This window comes from Nonomuraea sp. NPDC003709 (genome assembly GCF_040610775.1).
GTDB lineage: Bacteria > Actinomycetota > Actinomycetes > Streptosporangiales > Streptosporangiaceae > Nonomuraea > Nonomuraea angiospora_A.
Map to the genome: position 1 here is coordinate 235,752 of NZ_JBEXMW010000022.1, position 11,835 is coordinate 247,586.

Below are 11,835 nucleotides of genomic sequence, written 5' to 3' on the forward strand. Positions count from 1 at the left end.
GGTGCGGTCATGAGTGACATCCGGGTGCTGGTGGTGGACGACGACTTCATGGTCGCCCGCATCCACAGCGGCTACGTGGCGCGCGTACCCGGATTCCGGGTCGTGTCCGTCGCGCACAGCGGGGCCGACGCGCTCACCGCGGCGGCCGAGCTGCGGCCGGACCTCGTGCTGCTCGACATCTACCTGCCCGACATGTCGGGACTTGAGGTGCTCAAGCAGCTCCACGGCGTGGACGTCCTCATGATCAGCGCCGCCCGCGACGTGCCCACGGTCAGGGAGGCCATGCGCGGCGGCGCCGTCAACTACCTCATCAAGCCCTTCACCGCCGCCGCGCTGACCGACCGGCTCCAGCAGTACGCCGACACCCGCAGGCGCCTGACCGCCATCGGCCCCGAGGCGCGGCAGGACGACGTGGACCGGCTCTTCGGGAGCCCCAAGACGTCCGCGCCGATGCCGAAGGGGCTGTCGGCGGCCACGTGCGAACTGGTCGCGGACACCCTCCGGGAGGCGGGCCGCGACCTGTCGGCGACCGAGACGGCCGAGCTCACGGGCCTGTCGAGGGTGAGCGTCCGCCGCTATCTCGAATACCTGTGCGTGGCCGGGCAGGCCGAGTTCCGGCCCCGTTACGGCACCGCCGGCCGACCGGAACATCGCTACCGGTGGCTAGGTTGACACACTTCCGTAGCCATTTCCCGTGACATATGCGGATCCGCGTGCCTTACTGTTGCCTGAGACTTGGCTGCGGACCGGGAGGAGATTGAGGCGTGCGTAACGCCGGACCGATCGAATCACCGACCGACCCGTTCGCCTCGGTGCCGTTACCCGCGTCGGGGGTCTCCAAGAAGCCGCGGATCGAAGGGCTGCCCCCGGGTGTCTCCCGGGACATCTTCGGCCCCACGGACAGGCAGGAACCCCGGCCGGCCCAAGGCCCGAGCGCCCCGGGCGGTCCCTCGGGCGGTGCGCTGCCCCCTGTGGCGCCGCCGGCGCAGCCATGGCCGGTGAACGGCAAGCAACCGCCGACCCCGCCCGCGCCCGTGTTCGGCTCCCCCTCGGAGCGGCCGACCTCGTACGAGCCCGAGCCGCCTCGCAAGCGCCGCCTCCTGCCGGGCCTGCTGGTGTGCGTCGTGCTGCTCGCGGCGCTGGCGTACGTGGTGCCCGCCGTGCTCATGTCGGGCTCCGTCCTGCGCGGCACCCAGGTCTCGGGCGTCGACATCGGCGGGCTGACCGTCACCCAGGCGGCCGACAAGCTCCGCAACGAGCTCGCCACCCGGCTGAGCCGCCCGGTCGTGGTCGACATCGCCGGCCGCAAGGAGACCATCCAGTCCGACGAGGCCGGTCTCGAACTCGACGTGGTCGGCACGATCGGCCAGGCGCCCAGCGGGTTCCCCAGCCCGCAGGAGGTGTGGCGGGGCCTCACCGGCAAGACCCAGCTCCAGCCGAAGGTGAACCTCGACTCCTCGCAGCTGGCCAGGACCGTCGAGGGCATGGCCGAGGCCGCCGACAAGAAGCCCCGCGAGGGCCGGGTGACCTTCACCGGGCTGGAGCCGAAGGCCCGCCAGCCCGAGGACGGTGTGCTGCTCGACCGGGAGGACGCCGTGCGCCGGATCGGCGACGCCTTCCTGCAGGGCGGCGGCAACGTCGTGCTCACCCTCAGGCCGGCCAAGTCCGTCACCAGCGCCGACGCCGTCGCGACCGCCCTCACCAAGGCGAAGCAGGCCGTCTCCGGGCCCGTCACGCTGACGGTCGGCGACAAGCAGGCGCAGATCCCCCCGGCCATGATCGCCGCCAACCTGACCTACAACTCCGACGGCTCCGGCGGGCTCGCGCCCCAGTTCGACACCACGGCGGTGCTGGCGGCCCTGGAGAGCCGGCTGGTGGACGCGGCCCAGCAGCCGCGCGACGCCACGTACGACATCGTGAACGGCAAGCCGGTCCTGGTGCCCGCCCGCACGGGGCGGGGCGTGAACGACAAGCTGCTGGCCAGGGACGCCGAGCGGCTGTTCGACGAGGGCGGCAGCCGGACGATCCCGGTCCGGCTGGGCGCCGTCGCCCCCGCGGTCACGACGGAGCAGGTACGCGACCTCGGGGTCAAGGAGACCGTGGGCACGTTCACCACGTCGTTCGACGCCGGCCAGCCTCGCGTCAAGAACATCCAGCGCATGGCGCAGGAGCTCGACGGGCAGCTGGTGAAGCCCGGGGCGACGTTCTCGATCAACGAGGTCGTGGGCGAGCGCACCGTCGAGGACGGGTACGTCGAGGCGGGACAGATCGTCGGCGGGCGGATGGTGAGCATCGTCGGCGGCGGGGTCTCCCAGTTCGCCACGACCATGTACAACGCGGCCTTCTTCGGCGGGTTCGACCTGGTCGAGCACCAGCCGATGGACTTCTACGCCCCTCGCTACCCGCCCGGGCGGGACGTGGCGCTGCTCTATCCGGACACGGACCTGAAGTGGCGCAACGACTCCGACTTCGGCGTGCTGATCAAGACGGCTTTCACGGAGACTTCGGTGACGGTCACCTTGTGGAGCACCGAGCGGTACGACGAGGTGGAGGCGGTGGCGTCCGAGAAGCGGGACATCCGGCCGTTCCGGACCGAGACCAGCTCGGCACCGGGGTGCTTGCCGACGGTGGGGGAGCAGGGGTTCACGATCGATGTGACCCGGGTGTTCCACCAGGACGGCAAGGTGGTCAAGAAGGACAAGAAGCTGACCACCAAGTACCGGCCCCAGACCCAGACCACCTGCAGCTGACCCCCGCTCGTCCCGAGGCCACCCCGGCCCGGGTGCGGGGGCATACGGTAGTTGGCCTTTCTCCTACCGTCGCCCGGGCCGCCGGTGAAGCCGGGGCTCGCCGAAACGCGCCTACGGTGTGGGCGCTGTCCCGCTGGCGAGCGTGGGTCCGTGCCTCAGCAGCCGAGCCGGCCGCGCCGCCCGCGTGCTGCACGGGCGACGCGGACGGTGTGTGGCGTGTGGGCGGTGCCGGGTTCCGTTCCGGGTACCTCGGGGCCCATAGGGCGTTTGCCCGGGTCTGGGGCGCGTCTGGGGGCGTCTGAGGCGGGGTTACGAGAGCGGGACCGAGAGGATGCGGTCGTCGCCCGGCCGCGGGGAGCCGCGCCCGTCCTTGTTGCTGGTGCCGACCCACAGCGTCCCGTCCGGGGCCGCGGTGACGGCGCGGAGGCGGCCGTAGCGGCCGGTGAAGTGGGCGACGGGCGTGCCCGCCGACCCATCCGCCGCCAGCGGGACCTGCCACAGCCGGGTCCCGCGCAGCGCCCCCACCCACAGCGAGCCGTTCGCGTACGCCATCCCCGACGGCGAGGCCTCGTCGGTGGACCAGGTGACGATGGGGTTCACGTAGCGCGAGTCATCGCTGCGCCCCTCGACCTCCGGCCACCCGTAGTTGCCTCCCGCCTTGATGAGGTTCACCTCGTCATAGGTGTTCTGGCCGAACTCCGACGCGTACAGGCGGCCGGAGGGGTCCCAGGCCAGCCCCTGGACGTTGCGGTGGCCGTAGCTGTAGACGAGCGTCCCGAACGGGTTGCCGGGCGCGGGCGCCCCGTCCACGGTCATGCGGAGGATCTTGCCGCCCAGCGAGTCGCGCTGCTGGGCCAGCTGGTCGTCGCCGGTCTCGCCGGTGGAGGCGTACAGGAACCCGTCGGGTCCGAACGCGAGCCGTCCCCCGTTGTGGATCCCGCCCTTGGGGATGCCCCGCACCAGGACCCGCTCGTCGCCGAGGCGGTCGCCGGTGAGCTGGTAGCGGACGATCCGGTTGTCCTGTTCCGCGGTGTAGTAAAGGAATATTTGCTGATCCTTTGCCGCCACCCCCATCAGCCCGCCCTCGCCGGCCGCGCTCACCCCCGGGATCGTGCCCAGCGAGGTCACCTTCCCGTCCCGGGTCACGCGAAGCAGTCTCGCCGTGTCACGCTCCGTAACCAGCGCATCGCCTCCGGGCAGGAACGTGATCGCCCATGGCACCGCCAGCCCCGTCACCACGTCCCTGGGCTCTCGCGGCCCGGCCCCGGCCGGCGCGGTGGCCGTCGGCGTCACCTCCCCGCCGCCGGCCAGACCGCTGGAACAGGCGGTGAGCACGGCCATGAGCATGAGCGTCCAGAGCTTCCTCATGTGTTCCATACTTCCCTTGGAGTCATAAGGTTCTCGGCATGAAGACCTGGGTTCCGTCCGATTCGGTGGCTGATGTTCTGTCCGACCTGCCTGGGGTTGAATGTGCTGTTTACGATGGCACGGCCCCGATGCCGGAAGGGATCGACGAGGTAGAGGTCTGGATCCCGCCGCTCGTCACCGTGCCGGACGTCCCGGGCACGCTGGCCAGGATGAGCTCCCTGCGGCTGGTGCAGACCGTCACCGCGGGTGTGGAGCCGTACCGGCCGCACCTGCCGGACGGCGCGGTGCTGTGCAACGCCCGCGGCGTGCACGACGCCGGGACCGCCGAGTGGGCCGTCGGGGCGATGATCGCGGTGCTGCGGGAGTTCCCCGGGTTCGTGGACGCGCAGCGCAGGGGCGAGTGGACCTACCACCACACCGACGTGCTGGCCGACTCCACCGTGCTCATCGTCGGCCACGGCTCCATCGGCGCCGCGCTGGAGAGGCGGCTGGAGGGGTTCGAGGTCGAGGTCGTACGCGTGGCCAGGAGCGCCCGCGACGGCGTGCACGCCATGGACGAGCTGCCCGCCCTGCTGCCGGAGGCTGACGTCGTGGTGCTGCTCGTGCCCGCCACGGCCGACACCGCGGGCATGGTCGACGCGGCTTTCCTGGCGCGGATGAAGGACGGCGCCGTGCTGGTCAACGCCGCCAGGGGCGGGATCGTCGACACGGACGCGCTGATCGCGGAGCTCAAAAACGGTAGGCTACGCGCCGCGCTGGATGTGACCGCGCCCGAGCCGCTGCCCGAGGGCCACCCCCTCTGGAGCGCTCCGGGCCTCCTGATCACTCCGCACGTCGCGGGCAGCACCCCCGCGTCCGGGCGGCGCATGCTGCGCCTGATCCGCGCCCAGCTGCTGCGCTATCTCGCAGAGGAACCGCTGGTCAACGTCATCACCGACTCGTACTGAGAGGATCCCGGAAAGTGGCTGGTCCGTGACCTTCGGTGCGTACGGTTGCCTTTGCGAGGAGGTCCTGACTCGCTGTCAAGGATCTCTTGGCGGAAATTGGTCTGTGTGGTTATCAGATCGGTGACGACATCGGCGTTGTCACCACCCGCGCACCCACGAGCGCACACACTGGCGAAGTGATCGACCGGGCTTCGGCGGTCGCAGGTGCAGGGTTCGAGACGGGATGGGCAACGACTGTGATCCGCTGGCGTGATCCACGGGTGCCGCTGACCGCCGCGGCGGCGGCAGGCGCGGTGGCCTTCGCCGCCGCGCTCGGCATACGCGGTGAGGCCTTGCTCACCGGCGCTGTCGCCGGCGGGCTGGCGGCGCTGATCGCGGCCGGTTCGCTGCTGTTCGCCTCGGTGAAGTCGGCCGGGCACCGGCCGACGGCGCTGGGCGCGCGCTGGATGGGCGGCGGAGCCGTCATCTGGGCCGCCGGCGTGGCGTTGCGCCCGTTCGCCGAGAGCTTCCTGGTCAGTTTCGCCGACCTGTTCGTCCTGCTCGGCACCGTGGTGACGGCGGGAGGCGCGCTGATCGCCGCCGACCGCAGATTCCCGGCCAGGGTCGTTTTACGGCATGTCACCGACGCCTACCTGTGCGCCGCCTCGCTCTTCCTGATCGGCTGGGTGGCCGCGCTGCGGCACGTCTACGACGACGCGGCGGACCCGGCGGCGTTCACGCTGGTCATGCTGCCGCCGATGATCGCGCTGCTGGTGACGTGCGCCGTGATCCCGTCGGTGCTGACGAGCCGGGCCTCCTCCTGGCCGCTCGCCCTGGCGGGTGTCGGCGTGCTCGCCACCATGACCGTGGCAGGCCTGGCGGCCGGCGTCGCCAGGCTCGACGGCGGCGATCCGCAGATCTGGGCCGTCATGCTCGCGCCTGTCGCGTTCCTGCTGCTCGCCGCCATCCCGTGGGCGCCGCGTCCGGGCGCGGCGGGCAGGTCCGCCGTCGGAGGTGTGGTCGCGCTGGTGCCGATGGGGCTGGTCGCCGTGGCCGCCTGCACGCTGCTCGCCCACCTGGTGGGCGGCGGGGCCGAGCGGCCGGTGACCGGCGTCGTGGTGGTCGCGGTCTCGGTGGTGCTGCTCCTGATCGTCCGCCTGTTCTTCGTCTCGGCGACCAACATGCGCCTGCGCGGCCTGGTCAAGCTCGGTGAGCGGCAGCTCAGGGAGCTCGCCCAGAGCACCGGCGACGTGGTGTTCCTCGCCGACTACGAGGGTGTGGTGCGGGAGATCGACGCCGGGGTCGAGGTCACGTACGGCTACCGCCCCGAAGACGTGGTCGGCGGGTCGATCTTCGACTACATCCACCCGGAGGACGTCCCCGGCATCCAGGTCGCGCTGCGCGCCATGCACCTCGACGAGGACAACGCCGCGCCCGGCGCCTGCCTGATCGCCTGCCGGGTGCGCGCGGCCGACGGCACGTGGCGGCCCACCGAGTCGGTCGCCACCCGCCACGTCGGCGGCGACGAGCTGCTGCTGGTGACCACCAGGGACGTCAGCGACGAGGAGGCGCTGCGCAACCAGGTCGCCCACCTGACCTTCCACGACGGCGTCACCGGGCTGCCCAACCGCGCCTACTTCGAGGAGCGCACCCGCGAGGTGCTCTCGGGGCGCACCTCCGGCGCCGGAGCGGCCAACGTCGCGGTCATCTTCCTCGACCTCGACGGGTTCACCTCGGTCAACGACTCGGTGGGCCACGCCAGCGGCGACTACCTGCTCGGGCAGGCCGCGCGCAGGCTGCGCGGCGCCGTACGCGCCGACGACACGCTCGCCCGGTGGGGCGGCGACGAGTTCGCGGTGCTCGTGGAGACGGGCGGTGACGCGCAGGTCGCGGTCGATCTGGCCGAGCGGCTCGTACGCGCGGTCTCGCAGGAGCCGTTCCGCGTCGCCGACCGCGACGTGGCGCTGACCGCGAGCGTGGGCGTGGCCTTCACCGAGGACGACATGCCGGCCGGAGACCTCATCCGTAACGCGGATGTCGCGATGGCGCGCTCCAAAGAGCTGGGCGGGCGGCGGGTCGAGGTGTTCGCCGCGCAGATGCACGCCGACGTGGTGCGCCGGCTGGAGCTGGCGGCCGACCTGCAGCGGGCGCTGATCGAGCAGCAGTTCGCGATCGAGTACCAGCCGATCGTCGATCTGGCCACCTCGCGGGTGACCTCGGTCGAGGCGCTGGTGCGGTGGTGGCGCGGGTCGGTGTTCGTGCCGCCCGAGCAGTTCCTGGGCCCGGCCGAGGACACCGGGCTGATCGTGCCGCTGGGGGAGTGGATCCTGCGCGAGGCGTGCCGCGAGGTGGCCGCCTGGCGGGCCTCGTCCTGGGACATCGGCCTGTCGCTCAACCTGTCGGCCCGGCAGATCACCGCCCCGCGGTTCGTCGAGACGGTAGAGGAGGCGCTGGCCGAGAGCGGGCTGCCGGCCTCCGCGCTCACCCTTGAGGTGATCGAGGAGATGCTGGTCGAGGACGCCGAGGAGACGATCAAGCGGCTGTCGGAGCTGCGGGCGCTCGGGGTGCGGCTGGCCATCGACGACTTCGGCACGGGTTACGCGTCGCTCGCGTTCCTGCGGCAGCTCCCGGTCGACATGATCAAGATCGATCCGTCGTTCGTGTCGGGGCTGGGCAATGACGACACGCTGACCCTGCTCACCCGTACCATCGTTCGGCTCGGCCACGACCTCGGGCTTATCGTGGTGGCAGAGGGGATAGAGCGTCCCGAACAGCTCGATCTGCTCAAGCGGATGGGGTGCACGAAGGGTCAGGGCTTCCTGGTCGCACGGCCGATGGCGGCGCGCGGAGTCGACTCGTTGATGCGTACGAGTCTCACTGTTTGAGACATGTGTCCACGAAGTTGGCACCAGGGCATTCAGTGCGGCTATGGTGTAGGTCATGCTTCGCAGTGAGATTCTCGTAGTACTTCGCCGGCGCGCAGGCCGATAGCGAAGCACGACGACCTGCGCGCCGCCCCAGACCCGCCGTCCCGGTGGGAAGGGGCATTTTTTATGTCCTTAAGCGAGTAGCCACGCAAGGAACGAGCCGATGACCGAACGGATGACAGGTGCACAGGCCCTGGTGAGGGCGCTGGAGCACGTTGGAGTCGACACAGTGTTCGGGATCCCGGGCGGTGCCATTCTGCCGGCCTACGATCCTCTCTACGACTCGACCAAAGTCCGGCACGTGCTCGTACGCCACGAGCAGGGCGCCGGTCACGCGGCCGAGGGCTACGCGCAGGCGACCGGCAGGGTCGGGGTGTGCATGGCCACCAGCGGCCCCGGTGCCACCAACCTGGTGACGCCGATTGCCGACGCGTACATGGACTCGGTGCCGATCGTGGCGATCACCGGCCAGGTGGCCAGCGCGGCCATCGGCACGGACGCGTTCCAGGAAGCCGACATCTGCGGCATCACCATGCCGATCACGAAGCACAACTTCCTGATCACGGATCCGGCGGACATCCCCCGCACGATCATGGAGGCCTTCCACATCGCCTCCACCGGCCGTCCCGGCCCGGTTCTCGTGGACATCTCCAAGGACGCGTTGCAGGCCGACACCACCTTCAGCTGGCCGCCGACCATGCAGCTCCCGGGCTACCGCCCGGTCACCAGGCCGCACTCCAAGCAGATCCGCGAGGCCGCCAAGCTGATCGCCGAGTCCAAGCGGCCGGTCCTGTACGTCGGCGGCGGCGTCCACAAGGCGCGTGCCTCCGCCGAGCTGCTGCAGCTGGCCGAGCTGACCGGCATCCCGGTCATCACCACCCTGATGGCGCGCGGCACGTTCCCCGACAGCCACCCGCAGCACATGGGCATGCCGGGCATGCACGGCAGCGTGTCGGCCGTGGGCGCGCTGCAGAAGGCCGACCTGCTCATCGGGCTGGGCGTGCGCTTCGACGACCGGGTGACCGGCGACCTGGCGTCGTTCGCCCCGTACGCCAAGGTCGTGCACGCCGACATCGACCCGGCGGAGATCTCCAAGAACCGCCACGCCGACGTGCCGATCGTGGGTGACTGCAAGGAGGTCATCGGCGACCTGGTCGCCGTGATCCAGGCGTCCGGCCAGAAGGGCGACTACACCGAGTGGTGGACGACGCTCAACGGCTACAAGCAGACGTACCCGCTGGGCTACGAGACGTACGAGGACGGCACGCTGGCGCCCCAGTACGTCATGGAGCGGCTGAGCGCGATCGCCGGGCCCGACACGTACTACGTGGCCGGGGTCGGGCAGCACCAGATGTGGGCCGCGCAGTTCATCGACTACGAGAACCCCGGCACGTTCATCAACTCCGGCGGCCTCGGCACGATGGGCTTCGCCGTCCCGGCCGCGATGGGCGCCAAGATGGGCCGCCCCGAATCCACGGTGTGGGCCATCGACGGCGACGGCTGCTTCCAGATGACCAACCAGGAGCTGGCCACCTGCGCTCTGGAGGGCGTGCCGGTCAAGATCGCCGTCATCAACAACGGCAACCTCGGCATGGTCCGCCAGTGGCAGACGCTCTTCTACGACCAGCGATACTCCAACACCGACCTGCAGACGGTCCGCCGCATCCCCGACTTCGTCAAGCTGGCCGAGGCCTATGGTTGTGTGGGCCTGCGATGCGAGCGTGCCGAGGACGTGGACGCCGTGATCAAGAAGGCCATGGAGATCAACGACGTGCCCGTCGTGGTCGACTTCGTCGTCCACCAGGACGCCATGGTCTGGCCCATGGTCCCGGCGGGCACTAGCAACGACGACATCAAGATCGCCCGTGACATGGCGCCCAAGTGGGAGAACGAGGATGAGTAGGCATACTCTGTCGGTGCTTGTCGAGAACAAGCCGGGCGTACTGGCACGCGTGTCCGCGTTGTTCAGCCGAAGGGGCTTCAACATAGACTCGCTGGCAGTGGGGCCGACCGAACACGACGACATCTCGCGCATGACCATCGTGGTCAGCGTCGAGGAGCTGCCGCTTGAGCAGGTCACCAAGCAGCTCAACAAGCTGGTGAACGTCCTGAAGATCGTCGAGCTCGACACGTCGCAGTCCGTCCAGCGCGAGCTGATGCTGATCAAGGTCAAGGCCGACGCCGACAGCCGTTCCCACGTGCTGGAGCTGGTCAACCTCTTCCGCGCGCGCTGTGTCGACGTGGCCGCCGACGCCGTGACCATCGAGGTCACCGGCACTCCCGACAAGCTCGAGGCGTTCGTCAAGGTCCTCGAGCCGTTCGGGATCAAAGAACTCGTCCAGTCGGGCATGGTGGCCATCGGCCGCGGTGCCCGCTCCATCACCGACCGGTCCCTCAGGGCACTGGACCGTACCGCCTGAAAGGTATTAGCAAGTGACCGAGATCTACTACGACGACCAGGCCGACCTGTCGATCATCCAGGGGCGCCACGTGGCCGTGCTGGGGTACGGCAGCCAGGGCCACGCCCACGCGCTCTCCCTGCGTGACTCCGGCGTGGACGTGCGTGTCGGCCTGCCGGAGGGCTCCAAGAGCCGCGAGAAGGCGGAGAACGACGGGCTGCGGGTCGTCACCCCGGCGGAGGCGGTGGAGGAGGCCAACCTCACCATGATCCTCGCGCCGGACCACATCCAGCGCCACCTGTACGCCGACCACGTCGCCCCCAACCTGGTCGAGGGCGACGCGCTGTTCTTCGGCCACGGCCTGAACATCCGCTACGGCCTCATCGAGGCGCCCGAGGGCGTCGACGTGTGCATGGTCGCTCCCAAGGGCCCGGGCCACCTGGTGCGCCGCCAGTTCGAGGCCGGGCGCGGCGTGCCGTGTCTCGTGGCCGTCGAGAAGGACGCCTCGGGCAAGGCGCTGGACCTGGCGCTGTCGTACGCGAAGGGCATCGGCGGCACCCGCGCCGGCGCGCTGCGCACGACGTTCACCGAGGAGACGGAGACCGACCTGTTCGGCGAGCAGGCCGTGCTGTGCGGCGGCGTGTCCGAGCTGATCAAGGCCGGCTTCGAGACCCTCATCGAGGCGGGCTACCAGCCCGAGGTCGCCTACTTCGAGTGCCTGCACGAGATGAAGCTGATCGTCGACCTCATGTACGAGGGCGGCATCTCGAAGATGTACTGGTCCGTCTCCGACACGGCCGAGTACGGCGGCTACACCCGCGGCCCGCGCGTCATCACCGACGAGACCCGTCAGGAGATGCGCCGGATCCTGGCCGAGATCCAGGACGGCACCTTCGCGCGGCAGCTCGTCGAGGAGTTCGACGGCGGCCAGAAGGAGTTCCAGCGTCACCGCGACGAGCTGGCCGAGAACCCGATCGAGAAGACGGGTGCCAAGCTCCGCCCGATGATGAGCTGGCTGAAGGCGTAACACGCCGGAGCATGACGGGTGGGTGGGCCTCGGGCCCGCCCACCCGTTGCCTTGTCACCGCCGGCTGCCCTGCTCGCGGCGGCCGGCGGTGTTGAGCGGGTCTTACTGGGCGGCCAGCTGAGCGATCTGCTCGGCGCTCAGCACGCCGTCATACGTGCGGACGTCGTCCACGACTCCTGGCCAGTAGCCGGTGAAGGCGCCCGCGGTCTTGGTCCGGCCCAGTTGCAGCGGGCCGGTGGCGTTCCACGCGCTCGCGTGGGACGTGATGGTGGTGGTCGAGAGCTGGCCGTTGACGTAGATGCGCAGCTCGCCGGCCAGCGCGTCGTAGACGCCGGCGACGTGGGTCCACTCCAGTGGGTTGGGGATGGCGTCGGAGCGGGTGCGTACGAGGGCGGCGGTGTCGGTGTCGGCGGCCCTCATGCCGAGGGTCCACCGCTG

The 11,835-nt window shown here is 70.3% G+C and carries 9 protein-coding genes; 7 read left to right on the forward strand and 2 right to left on the reverse strand.

The features are described from left to right. The first annotated feature begins 9 nt into the window (after positions 1-9). Positions 10-672 (forward strand): response regulator, encoded by a 663-nt coding sequence (locus tag ABZX61_RS48685; protein WP_350729592.1) that lies wholly within the window; start codon positions 10-12, stop codon positions 670-672. A gap of 92 nt (positions 673-764) precedes the next feature. Beyond that, the gene (locus ABZX61_RS48690) at positions 765-2,750 is read left to right on the forward strand and encodes a VanW family protein (protein WP_350729594.1); all 1,986 of its coding nucleotides are present in this window, start codon (positions 765-767) and stop codon (positions 2,748-2,750) included. Between the two features lie 309 nt (positions 2,751-3,059). Here ABZX61_RS48690 and ABZX61_RS48695 read toward each other — a convergent pair whose 3' ends face one another. Next, on the reverse strand, positions 3,060-4,118 hold the full coding sequence (locus tag ABZX61_RS48695) for a PQQ-dependent sugar dehydrogenase (protein ID WP_355205502.1): 1,059 nt from the start codon (positions 4,116-4,118) through the stop codon (positions 3,060-3,062). A gap of 128 nt (positions 4,119-4,246) precedes the next feature. Between ABZX61_RS48695 and ABZX61_RS48700 the strand changes: the two genes are divergently transcribed. The 5 genes from ABZX61_RS48700 to ilvC all read left to right on the forward strand — a co-directional run bounded on the left by ABZX61_RS48700 (position 4,247) and on the right by ilvC (position 11,397). After that, complete coding sequence (locus ABZX61_RS48700) at positions 4,247-5,065, forward strand: 2-hydroxyacid dehydrogenase (RefSeq protein WP_355205505.1); 819 nt, start codon at positions 4,247-4,249, stop codon at positions 5,063-5,065. A gap of 236 nt (positions 5,066-5,301) precedes the next feature. After that, the gene (locus ABZX61_RS48705; RefSeq protein WP_355205508.1) at positions 5,302-7,929 is read left to right on the forward strand and encodes an EAL domain-containing protein; all 2,628 of its coding nucleotides are present in this window, start codon (positions 5,302-5,304) and stop codon (positions 7,927-7,929) included. Positions 7,930-8,134: 205 nt separating this feature from the next. Then, positions 8,135-9,874 carry an acetolactate synthase large subunit gene (locus ABZX61_RS48710; RefSeq protein WP_350729602.1) on the forward strand — a complete coding sequence of 580 codons (1,740 nt, stop codon included), beginning with the start codon at positions 8,135-8,137 and terminating at the stop codon, positions 9,872-9,874. Beyond that, positions 9,867-10,391 carry an acetolactate synthase small subunit gene (gene ilvN, locus ABZX61_RS48715; RefSeq protein ID WP_349450824.1) on the forward strand — a complete coding sequence of 175 codons (525 nt, stop codon included), beginning with the start codon at positions 9,867-9,869 and terminating at the stop codon, positions 10,389-10,391. Before ABZX61_RS48710 ends, ilvN begins: the two co-directional genes overlap by 8 nt. 22 nt (positions 10,392-10,413) lie before the next feature. Next, positions 10,414-11,397 (forward strand): ketol-acid reductoisomerase, encoded by a 984-nt coding sequence (gene ilvC / locus ABZX61_RS48720; RefSeq protein WP_350729809.1) that lies wholly within the window; start codon positions 10,414-10,416, stop codon positions 11,395-11,397. A 102-nt stretch (positions 11,398-11,499) separates the two neighbouring features. On the opposite strand, the gene ABZX61_RS48725 is transcribed toward ilvC, so the two are convergent. After that, on the reverse strand, positions 11,500-11,835 hold a 336-nt coding region (locus ABZX61_RS48725), incomplete at its 5' end, for a LamG domain-containing protein (RefSeq protein WP_355205512.1).

What these genes read in the sequence shown, in the direction of transcription:
- ABZX61_RS48685 (WP_350729592.1), top strand. Translation starts at nt 10, where the DNA reads ATGAGTGACATCCGGGTGCTGGTGGTGGACGACGACTTCATGGTCGCC.
- ABZX61_RS48695 (WP_355205502.1), bottom strand. Translation starts at nt 4,118, where the DNA reads ATGAGGAAGCTCTGGACGCTCATGCTCATGGCCGTGCTCACCGCCTGT.
- ABZX61_RS48700 (WP_355205505.1), top strand. Translation starts at nt 4,247, where the DNA reads ATGCCGGAAGGGATCGACGAGGTAGAGGTCTGGATCCCGCCGCTCGTC.
- ABZX61_RS48710 (WP_350729602.1), top strand. Translation starts at nt 8,135, where the DNA reads ATGACCGAACGGATGACAGGTGCACAGGCCCTGGTGAGGGCGCTGGAG.
- ilvN (WP_349450824.1), top strand. Translation starts at nt 9,867, where the DNA reads ATGAGTAGGCATACTCTGTCGGTGCTTGTCGAGAACAAGCCGGGCGTA.